Consider the following 18,441-nt stretch of genomic DNA (forward strand, 5'->3'; position numbering starts at 1 on the left):
CCGCAGTGACAGCCCGCCGCAGTGAAAGAGAGCGCGACGATGAGCACCGCACCACCTCCGTCCCGCGTCCCAGGACGCCTGGCCAGGACCGCCGTCGCCGTCCTCACCGCGGCCGCCGCCCTCGTGGGCTGCGCGGGCCCGCCCCGGGGCGGGGGCGTCGCGTCGTTCGCGCTGTCGGCGGGCACGCCCCGGCCGGGCGGGGAGACCGGCTCCTTCAGCTGGGCGCTGTACGCGGAGCCGCCCACGCTGGACTACACGATGGCGTTCGACTACCCGCAGAACACCATCCTGTCCAACGTCTGCGAGAGCCTGATGCGCTGGACCCCCGGGCTCGCGGTCGAGCCGGGACTCGCCCGCAGGGCGTCCAGCCCCGACCCGAGGACCTGGGTGTACGACCTGCGGCCCGGCGTCCGCTTCCACGACGGGCGCACCATGACCGCCGACGACGTCGTCTTCAGCCTGGACCGCCAGCGGGACCCGGACAACGCGGCCGCCTGGGCGCAGAACTTCGAGAACGTCACCTCCGTGCGCGCCACGGGCCCGCTCCAGGTCACCGTGCGGCTGAAGAAGCCCGATTCGCAGTTCCCCCAGTTCATGGCCACCGCCGCCGGAGCCGTCGCCTCGAAGGCGGCGGTCACCCGGTCCGGCCGGGACTACGGCACGTCGGGCGGCCTCGGCTGCACCGGACCGTACGCACTCGGCACCTGGCGCAAGGGCCAGTCCCTGGAACTGCGCCGCTTCGACGGCTACTGGGGCACCCGGGCCAAGTCCCGCGCCGTCGTCTTCCGCTTCCTCACCGACGCCTCCGCCCGCACCAACGCGCTGCTCAGCGGCGAGGTGGACGGCGGCTACCTGATACCGACCGAGAGCTACGGCCGGCTGAAGGCCAGCGGGCGGGGCACCCTGTACTTCGGCGAGGGCCTGAGCACCGTCAACCTCGGCATCACCGACATGCGCGGCGCCCTCGGCGACGTCCGGGTCCGCCAGGCCCTGTCGCTCGCCCTGGACCGCACCGGCTTCGTCAAGGCCGGGCTCGGCGGCGCCGCCACCGCCACCACCGCCCCCACCACCCGCGCCGCCTGGGCCGCCGCGTCCCCCGCCACCCGCGCCGCCGCCTTCGACGGGCTGCCGCCCACCGCGCGGGACGTCGAGAGGGCGAAGGCCCTCGTCAAGGAGGCCGGCGCCACCGGCCGCACCGTCACCATCGCCACCAGCTCCATCGGCCAGGACGTCTCCCTGCTGGCCACCGCCGCCCAGGCCGCCGGCACCCAGATCGGGCTGCGCGTCACCCTCAAGTCCATCGCGCCCAACGCCTTCACGGCGCTGTTCACCGACCCCGGCGCGCGCGAGGGCATCGACGCCTTCCCGCTCACGTACTACGCCTCGATCACCGACCCGCTCGACGTCCTGGTGAACTTCAGGACCGGCGCCTACCTCAACTTCGCCGGGTACAGCGACCAGCGCTACGACGCCCTGGTCGACCGGGCCACCGCCGCCCAGGACCCCGAGCGGCGGCTGCGGGTGGAGGGGGAGCTCCAGCGGCTCGCGGCCCGTGAGCTGCCGTGGATCCCGGTCGCCGAGTGGCCCACCGCGCTGTTCCTGAACCACCGGATCACCGGCGCCCCCACCACCATCGCCTACATGTACTACCCGTGGGCCGCCGACGTCGGCGCCGCCGCGGCGGGAGGCGGCCGGTGAACGCCGTCCCCTTCCTCAGGTTCGCCGCCCGCCGCGTCGCGGAGATGGCGCTCACCCTGCTCGTCGCGTCGTTCGTCGTCTTCGGCGCCATGTACCTGGCACCCGGCAGCCCCGCCGCCTTCCTCCTCTCCGGGCGCTCCGCCTCCCCGGAGGCACTCGCCGCCGTCAACGCCCGCTACCACCTGGACGATCCGTTCGCCGAGCGCTACCTGCACTGGCTGGGTGACGTCCTGCGGGGCGACTTCGGCCGCTCGCTCACCTACCGCACCGACGTCTCGCGGCTGCTCGCCGACCGGCTGCCCGTCACCCTGCTCCTGATCGCCATGGCGCTGCTCGTGGTGGTGGCCGCGGGACTGCTGCTCGGCCGCGTCGCCGCCGTGCGCGGCGGTGCCACCGACACCGCGGTGCTGCTCGGGACCACGCTCGCCGTGGCCACCCCGTCGTTCGTCGCGGCGGTCCTGCTCCAGGGCCTGTTCTCCGTACGCCTCGGCTGGTTCCCCAGCGGTGGCGGCGGTGACGGATTCCTGGACACCGTCCGGCACCTGATCCTGCCCGCCCTGGCCCTGGCGCTGTACCTGATCGGCATGCTCGCCCGGGTCACCCGCTCCGCGATGCTCGACGCGCTCGGCAGCGAACACGTCGCCGTCGCCAGGGGCCGGGGCGTACCCGAGCGCCTGGTCATCCGCCGGCACGTGCTGCGCAACTCCCTGGGCGCCGTCCTCACCACCGGCGGCCTGATCGTCTCCACCCTCCTGGTGTGCACGATCCTCGTGGAGACGGCCTTCAGCATCGGCGGCGTCGGGCAGCTCCTCGAACTCGCCACCACCACCAAGGACTTCCCGACCGTGCAGGCCATCTCCCTCGTCATCGTCGCCCTGTTCATGGCCGTCAACCTGCTCGTCGACCTCGCGCTGCCGCTGGTCGACCCGCGCATCGCCCTCGGCACCCGGGGTGACGCGCCGTGACCACCGCCCTCGTCCGGCGACCCGGCCTCGCCAAGCTCCGCGTCCGGTCGGCGCGTTCACCACTCCACCTCGTGTGCCTGCTCTTCGTGGCCGTGGTCGTCCTCGCCGCCCTCCTCGCCCCCTGGGTCGCACCGCACGACCCCAACGCCGTCGACCTCGGCTCCGCCCTCGCCGGACCCTCCGCCGACCACCCGTTCGGCGCCGACACCGCGGGCCGCGACACGCTCTCCCGCCTCCTCGTCGGCGCCCGCACCTCGCTGCTCGGACCGCTCGGCGTGGTCGTCTTCTCCACCCTCGCGGGCGTCGCCGTCGGCACCGCCGCCGCCTGGCGCGGCGGCTGGCTCGACTCGGTCCTGTCCCGCTCCACCGAACTCGTCTTCGCGTTCCCCGGCATGCTGCTGGCGATCCTGGTGGTCTCCGTGTACGGGGAGGGGCTGCTCGCCCCGGTCGTGGCCCTGGGCCTGGCCTACCTGCCGTACGTCAGCCGCCTGACCCGCTCCCTGGTGCTCGCCGAACGCGCCCGCCCGTACGTCAGCGCCTACCAGGTGCAGGGCCACTCGGGGCTCCAGATCTGTCTGCGCCACGTGCTGCCCGCGGTCGCGCCCGTCGTCCTCGCCCAGTCCACCATCAACTTCGGCTACGCCCTGATGGACCTGGCGGGCCTGTCCTTCCTCGGCCTCGGCGTCCCCGCGCTCACCCCCGACTGGGGCCGCATGGTCTTCGACGGCCAGACCGCCGTCCAGCACGGCTACCCGCTCTCCGCGATCTGGCCGTGCGTCCTCGTCGTCCTCACCGTCGTCGCCTTCAACGTGGTCGGCGAACGCTGGGCCGACCGCGTCGCCAGGAGGGAACGATGAACCACCCGACCACCGGTCCGGCACCCGCGCTCGACGTCCGGGGCCTGCGCCTGACCCTGCCCGGGACCGCGCGCCCCGTCCTGGACGGCGTCGACCTCACCGTCGGCCCCGCCGAGACCGTCGCCCTCGTCGGCGAGTCCGGCTCGGGCAAGTCCCTCACCTCCCGCGCCGCCCTCGGCCTGCTGCCACCCGGCGCGGCCGTCGAGGGCAGCGTGCGCGTCGACGGCGAGGACGCCCTGACCGCACGCCCCGACCTGCTGCGCGCCCTGCGCGCCCACGGCGCCGCCATGGTCTTCCAGGACCCCCGCGCCGCCCTCAACCCCCTGCGCCGCATCGGCGACTTCCTCACCGAAGGCGCCCGCGCGGCACGCCCGCGCGACGACGCGGCCATCGCAGCCCGGGCCGCCGAACTGCTCACCGCCGTCGGCCTCGAACCCTCCGTGCTGCGCGCCTACCCCGGCCAGGTCTCCGGCGGCATGCTCCAGCGGGTCGTCATCGCCGCGGCCCTGATGGGCGACCCCGCCCTGCTGCTCGCCGACGAACCCACCACCGCGCTCGACGCCACCACCCAGGCCGAGGTCATCGCCCTCCTCGCCCGGCTGCGGGCGGCCTTCCGCACCGGGCTGCTCTTCGTCACCCACGACCTCGACCTGGCCGCCGCCATCAGCGACCGCGTGTACGTGATGTACGCGGGACGGATCGTCGAGACCGGCCCCGCCGAGGCCCTGTTCGCCCGCCCCCGGCACCCGTACACCGCCGCCCTGCTCGCCTCCACCCCGCGCCTGACCGCGCCCGGCGGCAGGCTCGCCGCCATCCCCGGCCGGCCACCGGACCTGCGCACGCCCGTGACCGGCTGCGCCTTCGCGGACCGCTGCGCGCTCGCCACGGACCTCTGCCGGACCCGGCCCGCGACGCGGCCGCACCCGGAGCGCCCCGACCACACCGCCGCCTGCCACCACAGCGACCGCCTCGCCCCCGAAGGAGCGGCCCGCGATGTCTGAACCCCTGCTGCGAGCGACCGGCCTGTCCCGCGCCTACGGCCCCGTGCGCGCCGTCGACGACGTCGCCTTCACCCTCCCCGAGGGCGGCTCCCTCGGCATCGTCGGCGGATCCGGGTCGGGCAAGACCACCACCGCCCGCATCGTCGTCGGCCTGGAACACGCGGACGCGGGCGAGGTGCGGGTACGGGGCCGGGTCCGCGCCACCCGCGCCCGCGGCCGTGACCAGCGGCTGGCCCGGGCCCGCGAGGTGCAGCTGGTCTTCCAGGACCCGTACTCCTCGCTCGACCCGCGCACCAGCGTCGAGCGGGTGCTGCGCGAGACGCTGCGGCTGCACTTCCCCGACCGCGACCCCGCGCCCCGGGTCCGTGAACTCCTGGACCAGGTCGGCCTCGACGCCCGCGCCGCCGACGCCCTGCCCCGCCACCTCTCCGGCGGCCAGCGCCAGCGCGTCGCCATCGCCCGCGCCCTCGCCGTGGAACCGGCCGTGCTCGTCCTCGACGAGGCGGTCGCCGCGCTCGACGTCTCCGTACAGGCCCAGATCCTCAACCTGCTCGCCGACATCCGGCAGCGGACCGCGATCGGCTACCTGTTCATCACCCACGACCTCGGCGTGGTCCGGTGCGTCACCGACGAGGTCCTCGTCATGCACCGCGGCCGCGTCGTGGAGGCGGGCCCCACCGCGACGGTGCTCGCCGCGCCGCAACACCCCTACACCCGGCTGCTCCTGGACTCGGTGCCCCGACCCGGGTGGCAGCCGGAGCGCATCGCGGCGGCCCGCAAGGAGCTGCCGTCCCCGCAGGCCACTTCCCCTCAGGAGGCTTGAGATGACCGGATTCAACCGACGGACCTTCCTCGCGGCGACCGGTGCCGCCGCACTCGCCGGCGCGCTGCCCGCCACCGCGCGGGCCGCCGCGGGCGCCCTCCGGGTCCCGGTCGAGGACGCCCGGCACACCCGCACCTGGATGGCCTGGCCCGACTCCACCGCCATCTGGGGCAGCACGCTGAGCGGCGTCCAGGCCGACATCGCGCTGATCGCCAGGACCATCGCCGCGTACGAGCCGGTGGTGATGTGCGCCAACAGCGCGAGCGCGGCCAAGGCCCGCTCCCTGTGCGGCACTTCGGTCACCGTGCTGACGTCGATCCCCGTCGACGACTGCTGGATGCGCGACTCGGGACCGGTCTTCCGCACCGACGGACAGGGCGGCCTCGACGCGGTCGGCCTCGGCTTCAACGGCTGGGGCGGCAAGCAGACCTACGCGAGGGACGCCCAGGTCGCCCAGCGCGTCGCCGCCTGGGCCGGAGTGCCCTTCACCCGCGCCGCGTTCACCGGCGAGGGCGGCGCGATCGAGGCGGACGGCGCGGGCACCCTGATGGCCACCCGCAGCAGCCTGGTCAACCGCAACCGCAACCCCCGGCTCACCGAGCGGCAGATCGAGACGGCGATGTGCGCCGCCTACGGCGCGTCCAAGGTCATCTGGTTCGACGGCGTGCGCGGCCAGGACATCACCGACGACCACGTGGACGCGACGTCCCGCTTCCTCGCCCCCGGCGAGGCCCTGGTCCAGATGCCGCTGAGCACCGACACCGACGTGTACGCGCGCGACGCCCGGGCGCAGTACGCCACGCTCTCGGCCGCCACCACGGCCGACGGCCGTCCCGTGGCCACCTCCCGGCTCCAGGGCCCCGACTACGACAAGATCCGCTCGACGAACCGGGACTTCCTCGCCTCCTACGCCAACTTCTACCTCTGCAACGGCGCGGTGATCAGCGCCCACTTCGGCGACACCCGCGCGGACGAGGCGGCGCGGGCGACGCTCACCCGGCTCTACCCGGACCGGGCGGTCGTGCAGCTGAACATCGACCGCCTGGGCACCGGGGGCGGCGGCATCCACTGCGTCACCCAGCAGCAGCCGGTGGCGTAGGCACCCGCCGGTCAGGCGCGGCGCGCGGCCCACACGTCGCGCTCGGTGCGCACGACGAGGTCGTCACGGCGCAGGATGCTGCGCGGGCCGCCGGTGTCGAGCAGCGCGTCGAGCGCGGCCAGGTCCTCCGGGTCGAGGGCCTCGGCGATGCTGCCCCGCAGCCGCTGGAGGCTGCCCTGCGCGTAGGCGCCGACCGCCTGGTCGCCCCCGGCCTCCATGCGTACGGTCACGGTGCGCTGGTCCTCGACGGCGAAGCCGGCGGCCGTCAGCATCGGGCCCCAGTCGGCGCCCCGGTGCGGCACGTGCTCCGCGTGGAAGCCCTCGCTCGCGGTGTGGCAGCGCTCCTCCAGGCCCGGGCGCTCGGCGGGGGCGTCCTGCGGCAGGAAGCGCGGGAAGCCCGCCAGCTCCACGACCGCGAACAGGCCACCGGGCGCCAGCGCGTCGCGCACCTGCCGCAGCGCGCGGTCCGGGTCGGCCATGTGGTGCATGGAGGCCGAGGCCCACACCAGGTCCGGCGCGCCGAGGTCGGGCCAGTGCGGCTCGTCCAGGTCGGCCTGGACGGTGCTCACCCGGTCGCCGAGTCCCTGGGCGCACGCCTTCTCGCGCAGCCGCTGGAGGTGTCCGGCGGAGGTATCGACGGCGGTGACGTGGGCTTCGGGGAAGCGGTCGAGGAGCGCGAACGTACCGGCTCCGGTGCCGCAGCCGAGGTCGACGATCCGGCGCGGGGGAGCGCCGACGGGCAGCCACGCGGTGATGTCCGCGATGTGCTCGGCCAGCACCTGGGCGTCGAGGTCGAGGATCTCGGCCTGGCCCGCGTCGTGCTGGTGGTCGTGACCGTGGCCGTGCTGGTCGCCGTGTCCGTGGTGGGCGGCGTGCTGGGGCGTGTGCGAGTGAGCGTGAGGCATGCGGCCCACGCTACGGTGCCCATGCGCGTACGGCACCACTGCTTGCCGCAATGGCAAGAAGGTGGCCGCGCACGGTGCGGTCCGCGCAAGAAACCGCGAGGATTCCCGCAGGTCAGAGGCTCCGTCGCGGCTCTCTTCAGGTCCCGTCCTGGCCCGCCTCGGGCTCACCGTCCGGCCGCTGGTGGCCGCGCCGTGCGTCCCGGTCGAAGATGCCGAGGATCTCGCAGGGCCCGCCCTCGGCGCCGATCGCGTGGGGCAGCATCGTCGGGAACTCCGCCGCCTGGTTGGTCTCGACGCGGAAGCGCCGGTGGCCGAGCAGGAGGACGGCGGTGCCGGACAGCACCACGAGCCACTCGCGGCCGGGGTGCGCGCGCAGGCGCGCGGGGTTGTCCGGCGGCGGGGCGGTCATCCGCTGGCGCACCACGCTCATCCCCGGGTCGGCCTTCACGGCCCAGCGCATCAGCCCGTGCGCGCTGTCGATGACCGGGCTGGAGATCACGTCGTCCGACGCGGTCTCCACCAGCTGGTCCAGGGTGGTGTCCAGGGCGCGGGCGAGGGTCACCAGGCTGTCCAGGGCGAGGCGCCGCTGGCCGTTCTCGATGCGGCTGAGCGTGGACTGGCTGAGCCGGGCGCGGGTGGCCAGTTCCTCCAGCGACCAGCCCTGAGCCACGCGCAGGGCGCGGATCCGCTTGCGTACCAGGCTGTCCAGATCGTCATCGTCTTGCGTCATAGGCAAGAGTGTATGCCCGAGCCGCAAAATGCGCTTACCTTCGCAGTGCGGATGGCCCGGAACGGCTGGGGCCACGCGACGCAGAGAGGGTACGAGCCATGGCTGACACCACCACATTCAACGTCACCACCCACCCCGCCGACGACCGGGACACCGAGCCCCACGGCGACCCCCTCCCCGGCGCGACCGTCGACACCGTCGTCATCGGCGGCGGCGCCGCCGGCCTCAGCGGCGCGCTGATGCTCGCCCGCTCGCGCCGCTCGGTCGTCGTCATCGACAGCGGCACGCCCCGCAACGCACCCGCCGAGGGCGTCCACGCACTGCTCGGCCTGGAGGGCACCCCGCCCGCCGAACTGCTCGCCAGGGGACGGCGGGAAGTACGCCACTACGGCGGCCTGGTCGCCACCGGCGAGGTCGCCTCGGCCGCACCCGCCGGCACCGGGGGCGACCCGCTCTTCACCGTCACCCTCGCCGACGGCCGGGCGCTGACGGCCCGCCGCCTGCTGGTGGCCACCGGAGTGCGCGACGAACTGCCCGGGGTGCCCGGCCTCGCCCGGCACTGGGGCAAGGGCCTGGTGCACTGCCCGTACTGCCACGGCTGGGAGGTGCGCGACGAGCCCATCGGGATCCTCGCCACCGGCCCCGCCTCCGTCCACCACGCCCTGCTGTTCCGCCAACTGACCGAGGACCTGGTCTACTTCACCCGCGGGACCGACCTGGACGACGACACCCGCGCGCGCTTCGCGGCGCGCGGCATCCGGGTCGTCGACACCCCGGTCACGGCCGTCGAGGAGGCCGCCGACGGCGGCATCGCCGGAGTCAGGCTGGCCGACGGGACGCTCGTCGCCCGGCGCGTCCTGGCCGTCGCCACCACCATGACCGCGCGCACCGAAGGACTGGCCGGCCTCGGCCTGCCCCTGCGCGACCTGCCCGGCGGAATGGGCCGCCACTACGCCTCCGGCGTCGCCGGGGCCACCGACGTGCCCGGCGTCTGGGTGGCGGGCAACGCCACCGACCCCGCCGCCCAGGTCGGCGCCTCCGCCGCGGCGGGCGCCCTCGCCGGGGCCCGCATCAACGCCGACCTCGCCGTGGCCGACACGGACGCGGCGCTCGCGGCGGCCACCGCCGGCGCGCGGTAGCCCACGAGGCGCCCACGGCCGCCCCCACGATCCATCCACGCCCTCCGAGAGGAACCCATGTCCACGAACCAGCTGGCACAGCCGTCGGCGGAACCCGACGGCGCCGCTCCGGACGCGAGCGTGCCCGACGCCCGTCAGCTGCGTACGGTCCTGATCGCCGTCTGCGTCGCGCTGATGGCCGTCATCGCCTCGGTGTCCGGCCTCAACGTCGCCCAGCCCGACCTCGCGGTCACCTTCGGCGCCTCGCAGAACACGATCCTGTGGATCATCAACGTCTACACGCTCACCCTGGCCGCGCTGCTGCTGCCGCTCGGCGCGCTGGGGGACCGGCTCGGCCGCAAGCCGATGCTGGTCGCGGGACTGGCCGTGTTCGGCCTCGCCAGTGTGCTCGCCGGACTCGCCCCGTCGGCCGGAGTCATGCTCGCGGCAAGGGTGTTGAGCGGCGTCGGCGCCGCCATGATCATGCCGGTCACGCTGGCCGTCATCACCTCCACCTTCCCGCCGGAGCAGCGCGGCCGGGCCATCGGCGTGTGGACCGGCGTCGCCGGGGGCGGCGGCATCCTCGGCATGTTCCTCTCCGCCGCGCTCGTGGACGCCGCCAGCTGGCGCTGGCTGTTCGTGCTGCCCGTGGTCCTGGTCCTCGCGGCACTCGGCCTGACCCTCCGGGCGGTCCCCGACTCCCGTGAGGAGAAGCCGGGTTCCTTCGACCTCGTCGGCGCGCTCACGTCCGTCGTCGCCGTCGTCGGCCTCATCTTCGTGCTCCAGGAAGGACCGGAGCGCGGCTGGACCGCGCCCGCCACCCTGACGGGCCTGGTCGTGGGCGTCCTCGCGGCCGTCTGCTTCGTGGCCTGGGAGCTGCGCCGCGCGGACGCCCCGCTCCTGGACGTGCGCCTCTTCCGGGAGCGCGGCCTGGCCGGGGGATCGGTCACGCTGCTCGCGGTCTTCGGCGTGCAGGCGGGCGTCTTCGTGGTGCTCTTCCCCTTCCTCCAGGCCGTACTCGGCTGGTCCGGCCTGCTGTCGACGCTCGCGATGATGCCGATGGCCGTCCTGATGATGCTCGCCTCCGGCCTCGCGCCGAAGCTGGCCGCACGCGTCGGCCCCCGCGCCACCATGGCCACCGGCGTCCTGCTCGCGGGAGCGGGCCTGGCCCTGATGGCCGGGCTCGTCTCCGTCGACGGCGGCTACGCCTCGATCCTGCCCGGCATGCTCGCCATGGGACTCGGCATGGGCCTGTCGATGACCCCCTCGACCGAGGCCATCACCGCCGCCCTGCCGCGCGAGCGCCAGGGCGTGGCCTCCGCGCTCAACGACGTCACCCGTGAGTTCGGCACCGCGCTCGGTGTCGCGCTGCTCGGCGCCCTGCTGTCGACGGGCTACCGCAGTGCGGTCGACGGCCGTCTGGACGGCGTCCCCGGGCCCGTCGCCGCCACGGCGCGCGAAGGCGTCGCCAACGCGGTCGAGGCCGCGCCGGGCGCGGGAGCACGGGCCGGGGCCGTCGTGGACGCCGCCCGGCAGTCGTTCGTCGAGGGCTGGCAGCAGGCCATGTGGGCGGGCGTCGCCGTGATGGCCGCCCTGTTCCTGTACGTCGCGGTGCGCGGCCCCGGGAAGCGGACGGCGGCGGCCGGCGCCCCGGACAGCGCGCACGAGGCACCCGGGACCTGATCCCGGAGGCCCCGGACCGGCGTTGTCAGTGGCGGGTGCGAGGCTGTGCGCCATGGACAGCGACGACGAGCAACTGCTGCGCGGCCGGGTGTACGGCCGCGACCACGAGGACCCCGGCCCGAAGCCGGGACGGAGCTACGCGGAACTGGTGGGCGGCCCGCTGGACGGCCTGCTGCTCGACATCACCGGGGCCGCTCCCGGTGAGTTCGACGAGGGGGCGGACCTCCCGACCGAACTGGGGCGGTACGGCACCGGGGGCCGGGCGCGGTACGTGCCGAGGGCGGGGGACCCGGGGCGCTGGGAGTGGTCGGGCGACACCCCGGAGCCGGGCAGGGCGTGAGCACCCGGCGCCCCGGTGGCGTACCGGCCCCTGAGGTATAACCGGGGCATGATCTATCACGCTGTGGCGCGGAGCGACTGGACCGCGGCGGCCGACCGGCCGTACGCCCCCGCCTCGCTCGCCGCCGAGGGGTTCGTCCACTGCTCCGCCGACGTCGCGACCACCCTCGCCGTCGTCAACGCCTTCTACCGGGACAGCCCGCGCCCCCTGCTCGTCCTCGTCGTCGACGAGCACCGGCTGACGGCCCGCACCGAGTGGGAGGCCGCCGCGCCGACCCCGCCGCCGGGCGTCGCCGAGGACGTCCTCTTCCCGCACGTCTTCGGCCCGCTCGACCGCGAGGCCGTCACCGAGGTCCTTGAAGTCGTCTGGGACGGGGCCGGACGGGCCGTGGAGCTCACGCCGCACCACTGACCCGCCGGCCCACCGTTCTCGGCGGATCCCTCAGGCTCCGGTGCTCACCGGCCGGGCGGTTCGGCCTCCGTCAGGCGCCCGTCCGCCAGCCGCAGCCAGCGGTCGACGCCGATGGCCTCCAGGAACCGCTCGTCGTGGCTGACCACGACGAACGCGCCCTGGTAGGAGGCGAGCGCGCCCTCCAGCTGTGCGGTGCTCACCAGGTCGAGGTTGTTCGTCGGCTCGTCGAGCAGCAGCAACTGCGGCGCGGCCTCGGCGCACAGCACGCATGCGAGCGTCGCCCGCAGCAGCTCACCGCCCGACAGGGCGCGCACCGGCAGGTGCGCCCGGTCGCCCCGGAACAGGAAGCGCGCGAGCAGGTTCATCCGCTCGGCCCCGGTGCGGTGCGGGGTGTGCCGCGTGAACTCCTCCGTGACGGTGGCGTCCGGGTCGAGCAGGTCCAGGCGCTGGGAGAGGTAGGCCACCGGGCTGTCCGACCGCCGCAACACCCCTTCCTCCGGGGCGAGTTCACCGAGCAGCACGCGCAACAGGGTCGTCTTGCCGCTCCCGTTGGGACCGGTCAGCGCGATGCGCTCGGGGCCGCGGACCGTCAGGTCGAGGCCGTCACCGCCGAACAGGGGCGTGCCGCCCCGGCCGACGCGCAGGCCGTCGGCCACCAGCAGGTCGCGCCCCGCGGGGACCTTGGTGTCCGGCAGGTCCAGGGTGAGGCGCTGGTCGTCGCGCAGCGCCCGCCCGGCCTCGTCCACCCGCGTCCTGGCGTCGCCGACGCGGGCGGCGTGCGTCTGCCCGGCCCGCCCGGCGGACTCCTGGGCGCCGCGCTTCATGTTCCCCGCGAAGATGCGGGGCAGCCCGGCGCTCTTGAGGTTGCGCGCCGCGTTGCCCGCCCGCCGCTCGGCGCGCTCGCGGGCCTGCTGGAGCTCGCGCTTCTCCCGCTTGAGCTCCAGCTCGGCGTGGCGCAGGGTCTTCTCGGCGGCCTCCTGCTCGACCCGCACCGCCTCCTCGTAGTGCGTGAAGTCGCCGCCGTAGGTGCGCAGGGCGCCGCGGTCGAGTTCGGCGATGTGGTCCATGCGGTCGAGCAGCGCCCGGTCGTGGCTGACCAGCAGCAGGCAGCCGCCGAAGCCGTCGAGCGCGTCGTACAGCCGGTGCCGGGCGTCGCGGTCCAGGTTGTTCGTCGGCTCGTCCAGGAGCAGCACGTCAGGGCGCTTGAGCAGCTGGGCGGCGAGGCCGAGCGAGACGATCTGCCCGCCGCTGAGGGTGCCCAGGCGCCGGTCCAGGGCGAGCCCGGCCAGGCCCAGGCGGTCGAGCTGGGCGCGGGTGCGCTCCTCCACGTCCCAGTCGTCGCCGATCGTGGCGAAGTGCTCCTCGCCCACGTCCCCGGACTCGACGGCGTCGAGCGCGCGGATGACGTCGGCGACGCCGAGCACCTCCGCGACCGTGAGGCCGGAGGACAACGGCAGGTTCTGCGGCAGGTGGGCGAGCACGCCCTGGACGGTGACGGAACCGGCGGAGGGCCGCAGGTCCCCGGCGATCAGCTGGAGCAGGGTGCTCTTGCCGGAGCCGTTCGGCGCCACCAGGCCGGTGGCGCCCGGGGCGACGGTGAAGGACAGGTCCCGGAAGACCGGGGTGTCGTCGGGCCAGGAGAAGGACAGGTTCGAGCAGACGACGCGGGCGTCGGACATCATGGGGGATCCTCGCGGGAACGCCACGGGCGCGCCGGTGCACGGCCGGGCCTTTCGGCCGGGGTGGGTACGGCGCCCGGGAAACGGTGGGAAGGACATGACGGACCAGCCGTCCCGCCGACGCCTCGTGCGCCACCGGACGGCCTCTGCGCGGGGCTCACCCCACGATGTCGTCGTCGCCCGCCGTCACCATCGTCGTTTCCTTCACTGGAGGCCTGGAGGCCTGGAGGCCTGGAGGTCTGAGTGCCCATGGAGATCACTCGCGGCCCAGGCTAACACCGGCCCCGCGCGCGACGGTTCCGGCCCCGGCCGCCCCTCAGGGCGGGCCGGGCCGGAGTCCCCCTCGGGCTCAGCCCAGGTAGCCGTCCGGGCGGACCAGTAGTTCCGTACCGTCCGCCGCGTCGTAGTACGTGAAGGCGAGCGGCGCGCAGTACCCGTCGCGGCCCGGCGCGCGGAACAGGTCGACCGTGTGCGGATGGCGTGCCGCGGTCGTCGGCTCGAAGCGCAGCAGCGTCTCGTGCGGGCCGCGGAAGAGGTCGAAGAGCCGCAGCGTGCCGCCGTCGGGCGCGGTCAGCGGGGCGTCCGGGGCGCGGTCACCGGTGGTGACACGGGAGGTGTCGGCCGGGTCGCGGTAGCTGACGTCGAGCTGACGGGTGTCCTCGCCGCGCTCCAGGGCGCGCTCGTCGCCGTCGAGGTGCTTGCGCAGCAGGTCCGTACTGATGCCGAGGACGCGCAGGGCGTTGGTGCGGCGCTCGCGCTCGTAGTCCGCGAGGACCTCCTCGCGGCCGTCGGCGAGCCGCCAGCCGAGGTTGTAGGCGTCCTGGACGCCGGTGTTGAGGCCCTGCCCGCCGGTCGGCGGGTGCACGTGCGCGGAGTCGCCGGCCAGGAAGACCCGGCCCTCGCGGAAGCGCTGGGCGAGCCGGACGTTGGAGCGCCAGACGGTCACCCAGGTCAGGTCGTGCAGGGTGACGGCGCCGGGTCCGGCGTACGCGTCCAGCACGGCCTGCAGCGACTCCAGGTCCGGGCGGACGCCGTCGTGGACCAGCGGCGCCGCGAACTGGAACTGCTCGCCCCCGGACAGCGGGGTGAGCAGCACGCCCTCCACCGGGTTGTCGGCCCGTGCGAACCAGTGGCCCTTCGCGTGGTCGAGCTCCTTGGCCGACACGTCCCCGGCCAGCATCCGGATCGACTCGTCGGTGACGCCCTCGAAGGGGATGCCGAGCGCCTTGCGCACGGTGCTGTGTCCGCCGTCGGCGCCGACCAGGTAGTCCGCGCGCACCTCCTCGCCGGTGGCGAGCGTGGCGGTGACCCCGTCCGCGTCCTGGGTGAAGTGCAGGAGCTCGGTGCCCAGTTCGACCCGTACGCCGTACTCGGCGAGCTTGTCGCGCAGGATCGCCTCGGTACGGGACTGGCCGAGCATCCGGCCGTCGGGGTAGGGGCGGTCCGGCCGGGGCCCGGTGGGCGTGTGGAAGTGGCGCTCGCCGACGACCGCCCCGTCGACGTGGATGCTGATCAGGGGCGAGGCGAGGCTCTGCGCCAGGACCGTGTCGATCACCCCGAGGTCGTCGAAGACCTCCAGGGTGCGCGGCTGGAGTCCGTCGCCGCGCGAGCCGGTGAAGTGCTCCGCCGCCTTGTCGACCACGCGGACGGGGACGCCGCGCCGGGCCAGGTCGATGGCGAGCGTGAGTCCGGTCGGCCCCGCCCCGGCGATGAGTACGTTCATGACCCCTCCATTGGGTGAATAGAGATTCAGTGAATCTGCATTCAGTGTGGACGGCGCTAGAGTGCGACGTCAAGAGGGAGGTGGCGGTGGCCACGACACGCAGGGAGAAGGCGGCCGAGACCGAGGCGGCGCTGAAGGCGGCGGCCCGGCGCGTGTTCGCCGAGCGGGGCTACCTGAACACCAAGATCAGCGACATCACCGCGGCGGCCGGACGGGCCACGGGCTCGTTCTACAACCACTTCTCCGGCAAGGAGGAGCTGCTCGAAGCGCTCCTGCGGGACCTGCTCGCGGTGGCGGACGAGGCGGTGGCCGGCGTCGAGGGCCACGACTCCGACTTCCGCCGGATCGAGGCGGTGCGCTGGCACGTCGAGGTCTACTGGCGCTTCTACAAGACGCACCTGGCCGAGATGACGGCCGTCAGGCAGGCCGCGATGGCCGACCCCGACCTCGGCAGGCGCCTGCAGCGGATCCTGGCCGACGACGCGCGGCACCTGGCCGGACACCTTGCGGAGCTCCCCGGTTCACGGTCGAGCCCCGAGCTCAGGCTCTCGGCGTACTACGCCCTGCTGGACGGCTTCGCCCACACCTGGCTGGTGGTCAACCCGGCCGACGGCCTCACGATCACCGACGAGCAGGCCGTCGACGTCCTGACCGACCTGCTCCACCACGGCCTGGCCGGAGTGCCGCCGACCGGCTGAGCCCGGACGGGTGAGCGCGGACGGGTGGGTCCGGGGGAGTGCCCCCGGACCGTGGTCCCGGCCGTCCGGACGGCGCCGCTGACACCGGCGCCGCTCCTCCCCGTACCGCTGCTAGCGGTACCGCTCCCGCAGCTCCGCCTTCAGCACCTTCCCGGCCGCCGACGTCGGCAGTTCCTCCACCACGTCGAGCGACCTCGGCGCCTTGTAGCCGGCGATCCGCTCCTTGCAGTGCGCCCGCAGCTGATCCAGTGTCAGCTCGCCGCCGGGCACCAGCTTCACCACGGCGTGCACCCGCTCGCCCCACTGTTCGTCGGGCACCCCCACCGCCGCGCACTGCGCCACCGCCGGGTGCAGGGCGATGGCGTTCTCCACCTCGGCGGAGTAGACGTTCTCGCCGCCGGAGATGATCATGTCCTTCACCCGGTCCACCACGTACAGGTAGCCGTCCCCGTCGAGGTAGCCGCCGTCCCCGGTGTGCATCCACCCGTCGCGCACCGCCTCGCCCGTCTCGCGCGGCCGCTTCCAGTAGCCGAGCATCACGTGGTCACCGCTGACCGCGATCTCGCCCACCGTGCCCGGCGGCAGCTCGGCCCCGTCCGGGCCCACCACCTTGACCAGGGCGTGCGGCACGCACTGCCCGGCCGAGCGCCTGCGTTCGGGGTCGTCGTGGTCCGCGTCCTGCAACACCGTGGCGAGCGGGCTCAGTTCGGTCATCCCGTACCCCTGGACCAGGCGCGTCCCGGGGAGCCTGGCGCGGGTGCGGGAGACCAGCGCGGCGGTGATCGGCGAGGCCCCGTAGGTCAGCTGGCGCAGGCTGGAGAGGTCGTACGCGTCGGCCTCCGGATGGTCGACCAGCATCTGGATCATCGTGGGGACCAGGACGGTGTCGGTGATCCCGCGGCGCTGGATCGTCGCGAGCACCGTGGCCGGGTCGAAGGCGGACAGCGTCACGTTGGTGAAGCCGAGCTGGACGGCGCCCAGCGCGGCCGAGAGGGCGGCCAGGTGGAACAGCGGCGCGCTGTGCAGGAAGACGCCGGGCGTGGCGACCTCCGACGCCGCGTAGAAGCCCAGCGCGGAGACCACCAGGTTGCGCTGGCTGAGCATCACGCCCTTGGGGAAGCCGGTGGTGCCGCCGGTGTAGAAGATCCCGGCCAGCGCGTCACCGCGGCGGTGGGCGTCGGGCAGCGGCTCGGCGAGGAAGTCGTCGAGCCGTACCGCATCCGCCGGCGGCTCGCCGTCGCCGATGTGCACGACGGTTCTCAACTCCGTTAGGGAATCGCGGAGTTCGTCCGCCATCCCGGCGAACGCGTCGTCCACGAAGAGCGTGCCGACCTCGGCCTCCTCCAGGGCGTACGCGACCTCCTTGGGGCTCCACCGGGTGTTCAGCGGTACGAGCACGGCATCGGCCCACGGCACGGCGAACAGCACGTGCAGGAAGCGGTCCGAGTTCAGGGCGAGGAGCGCCACCCGGTCGCCCGGCCCGGTCCCGCGGTCGCGCAGTCCCCCGGCGATGCGGGCGATCCTCTCGACGCCCTGCGCGTACGTGAGCACGCGTCCGCCGTGTTCGGTGAACGGTCGGTGGGGGTCTCGCTGGACTACGCGGTGCAGGCTCTGCGTCAGGTACATCACGGCCTCCTTCGCACGGGCGACTGGCCTTGCCTGGAGCGCGTCACCGGGTCCTTCCGCTCCACCAGCGGTCTACCACCCGCCGCGCCCGCCCGGTGAGCGGTCGGTTGGCCAACACCCGGGCCGTCTCCGGCCGACCGTCGACGGGCGGCGATGACATTCGTCATGAACAGTGGTGACAGGCCGCACCCCGCATCCGCGCGGCGCGGCGCGAGAGTGGTGAGGGCGGTGGCCCGCTCGCGGAGGCCCCCCACGCCCACGGCCGGAAGAAGGAGACCATGCGGAACGACACCACGCGCGACGACCTGCCGAGCGAACCGCTCATCGTCGAGGACCTGACGCTCCTGATGATGGACGACGCGTCAGGAGCGGTCGCGGGTGCCGGCACGCTCTTCTACACCCAGGGCGGCGCCGTCCTCGCCGACCTCGCGCTCGGCGGCCACGTGGAGGTGGACGAGCGGGACAAGGGCCTGACCGGGCTGCGCGTGCACGCCGTCGCCGGGCGCCCGCCCGCGGACCCGCTGCTGCGGGACGCGTACGACAAGGCGGCCGAGAAGCCGCGCGGGGTGCAGACGCTGCTGGCGTCCGCCGGCCCCCTGCTGCGCGAGCCCGTGCTCGACCGCCTCGCCGAGCGCGGCGTGATCACGCGCGAGCGCAGGAAGGCGCTCGGACTGTTCCCCACCACCGCCGTGCGCGTCGCCGACACCGGCCGCAAGGCGGCGCTGGTGGAGCGGGTGCGGGCCGTCCTGGTGGACGGCGCGGAACCCGACGCCCGTACGGCCGCGCTCATCGGACTGCTCTCGGCCAGCGGCACCCTGGTGAGCCTGCACCGCTCCGTGCCGTGGACCGGCCCCGTCGTCAAGCGGGCCAAGGAGATCGAGCGCGGCGACTGGGGCGCGGAGGCGGTCAGCGCGGCGGTGCTGCGCACCACGGCCGCCGTCGCCGCGTCGAGCGCGGCAGCCGTGGCCGCGTCGGTGACCGCGGCGACCAGCTGAACCGGCGAACGGCCCGGCCCTCATGCCGCAGGGGGCGCGGGGGCGGGCGCACCCCGGGCGCGCCCCCCGGGGGGGGGGCGGGGGGGGGCC

The 18,441-nt window shown here is 74.6% G+C and carries 17 protein-coding genes; 12 read left to right on the forward strand and 5 right to left on the reverse strand.

Annotated features, from left to right (window positions below; genetic code table 11):
• Positions 1–39: 39 nt before the first annotated feature.
• From ABT160_RS20800 to ABT160_RS20825, 6 genes are read left to right on the forward strand one after another with little or no spacing between them, the layout of a single operon-like run.
• Complete coding sequence (locus ABT160_RS20800) at positions 40–1,698, forward strand: ABC transporter substrate-binding protein (RefSeq protein ID WP_351649170.1); 1,659 nt, start codon at positions 40–42, stop codon at positions 1,696–1,698.
• Positions 1,695–2,663 carry an ABC transporter permease gene (locus ABT160_RS20805; protein WP_351649171.1) on the forward strand — a complete coding sequence of 323 codons (969 nt, stop codon included), beginning with the start codon at positions 1,695–1,697 and terminating at the stop codon, positions 2,661–2,663. The genes ABT160_RS20800 and ABT160_RS20805 overlap by 4 nt, the downstream gene beginning before the upstream one ends.
• Positions 2,660–3,520: an ABC transporter permease gene (locus ABT160_RS20810; RefSeq protein ID WP_351649172.1), complete on the forward strand. Its 861-nt coding sequence runs from the start codon at positions 2,660–2,662 to the stop codon at positions 3,518–3,520. Before ABT160_RS20805 ends, ABT160_RS20810 begins: the two co-directional genes overlap by 4 nt.
• Positions 3,517–4,521, forward strand: a complete 1,005-nt coding sequence (locus tag ABT160_RS20815) for an ABC transporter ATP-binding protein (RefSeq protein WP_351649173.1) — start codon at positions 3,517–3,519, stop codon at positions 4,519–4,521. The genes ABT160_RS20810 and ABT160_RS20815 overlap by 4 nt, the downstream gene beginning before the upstream one ends.
• Positions 4,514–5,344: an ABC transporter ATP-binding protein gene (locus ABT160_RS20820; RefSeq protein WP_351649174.1), complete on the forward strand. Its 831-nt coding sequence runs from the start codon at positions 4,514–4,516 to the stop codon at positions 5,342–5,344. The genes ABT160_RS20815 and ABT160_RS20820 overlap by 8 nt, the downstream gene beginning before the upstream one ends.
• Position 5,345: 1 nt before the next feature.
• Positions 5,346–6,443 carry an agmatine deiminase family protein gene (locus ABT160_RS20825; RefSeq protein WP_351649175.1) on the forward strand — a complete coding sequence of 366 codons (1,098 nt, stop codon included), beginning with the start codon at positions 5,346–5,348 and terminating at the stop codon, positions 6,441–6,443.
• 11 nt (positions 6,444–6,454) lie between these two features.
• Here the strand turns inward: ABT160_RS20825 and ABT160_RS20830 are convergent, their stop codons facing one another.
• Both ABT160_RS20830 and ABT160_RS20835 read right to left on the reverse strand, forming a co-directional pair.
• Positions 6,455–7,348 (reverse strand): class I SAM-dependent methyltransferase, encoded by an 894-nt coding sequence (locus ABT160_RS20830; RefSeq protein WP_351649176.1) that lies wholly within the window; start codon positions 7,346–7,348, stop codon positions 6,455–6,457.
• 136 nt (positions 7,349–7,484) lie between these two features.
• The gene (locus tag ABT160_RS20835) at positions 7,485–8,078 is read right to left on the reverse strand and encodes a helix-turn-helix domain-containing protein (protein WP_351649177.1); all 594 of its coding nucleotides are present in this window, start codon (positions 8,076–8,078) and stop codon (positions 7,485–7,487) included.
• A gap of 98 nt (positions 8,079–8,176) precedes the next feature.
• Between ABT160_RS20835 and ABT160_RS20840 the strand changes: the two genes are divergently transcribed.
• Genes ABT160_RS20840 through ABT160_RS20855 form a run of 4 tightly spaced genes read left to right on the forward strand, consistent with a single transcriptional unit; the run spans position 8,177 to position 11,630 of the window.
• The gene (locus tag ABT160_RS20840) at positions 8,177–9,217 is read left to right on the forward strand and encodes an NAD(P)/FAD-dependent oxidoreductase (protein ID WP_502984274.1); all 1,041 of its coding nucleotides are present in this window, start codon (positions 8,177–8,179) and stop codon (positions 9,215–9,217) included.
• A 57-nt stretch (positions 9,218–9,274) separates the two neighbouring features.
• A complete protein-coding gene (locus ABT160_RS20845; protein WP_351649178.1) occupies positions 9,275–10,879 on the forward strand; it encodes a DHA2 family efflux MFS transporter permease subunit in 1,605 nt (534 codons plus the stop codon).
• A 52-nt stretch (positions 10,880–10,931) separates the two neighbouring features.
• On the forward strand, positions 10,932–11,219 hold the full coding sequence (locus ABT160_RS20850) for a hypothetical protein (protein WP_351649179.1): 288 nt from the start codon (positions 10,932–10,934) through the stop codon (positions 11,217–11,219).
• A 48-nt stretch (positions 11,220–11,267) separates the two neighbouring features.
• Positions 11,268–11,630, forward strand: a complete 363-nt coding sequence (locus tag ABT160_RS20855; protein WP_351649180.1) for a DUF952 domain-containing protein — start codon at positions 11,268–11,270, stop codon at positions 11,628–11,630.
• A gap of 44 nt (positions 11,631–11,674) precedes the next feature.
• Here ABT160_RS20855 and ABT160_RS20860 read toward each other — a convergent pair whose 3' ends face one another.
• Both ABT160_RS20860 and ABT160_RS20865 read right to left on the reverse strand, forming a co-directional pair.
• Positions 11,675–13,309: an ABC-F family ATP-binding cassette domain-containing protein gene (locus ABT160_RS20860; RefSeq protein ID WP_351649190.1), complete on the reverse strand. Its 1,635-nt coding sequence runs from the start codon at positions 13,307–13,309 to the stop codon at positions 11,675–11,677.
• Between the two features lie 349 nt (positions 13,310–13,658).
• Entirely contained in the window at positions 13,659–15,032 is a 1,374-nt protein-coding gene (locus ABT160_RS20865; protein WP_351649181.1) for an FAD-dependent monooxygenase, read from the reverse strand.
• Between the two features lie 86 nt (positions 15,033–15,118).
• Here ABT160_RS20865 and ABT160_RS20870 point away from each other — a divergent pair, with 86 nt between their 5' ends.
• Complete coding sequence (locus tag ABT160_RS20870; RefSeq protein ID WP_351649182.1) at positions 15,119–15,730, forward strand: TetR/AcrR family transcriptional regulator; 612 nt, start codon at positions 15,119–15,121, stop codon at positions 15,728–15,730.
• Between the two features lie 111 nt (positions 15,731–15,841).
• Here ABT160_RS20870 and ABT160_RS20875 read toward each other — a convergent pair whose 3' ends face one another.
• Entirely contained in the window at positions 15,842–17,356 is a 1,515-nt protein-coding gene (locus tag ABT160_RS20875; RefSeq protein WP_351649183.1) for a long-chain-fatty-acid--CoA ligase, read from the reverse strand.
• Positions 17,357–17,634: 278 nt separating this feature from the next.
• On the opposite strand from ABT160_RS20875, the gene ABT160_RS20880 reads away from it, so the two are divergent.
• Positions 17,635–18,351 (forward strand): GOLPH3/VPS74 family protein, encoded by a 717-nt coding sequence (locus ABT160_RS20880; RefSeq protein ID WP_351649184.1) that lies wholly within the window; start codon positions 17,635–17,637, stop codon positions 18,349–18,351.
• Positions 18,352–18,441: the final 90 nt, after the last annotated feature.

The organism is Streptomyces sp. NPDC001941, assembly GCF_040296945.1.
Taxonomy (GTDB): Bacteria; Actinomycetota; Actinomycetes; order Streptomycetales; family Streptomycetaceae; genus Streptomyces.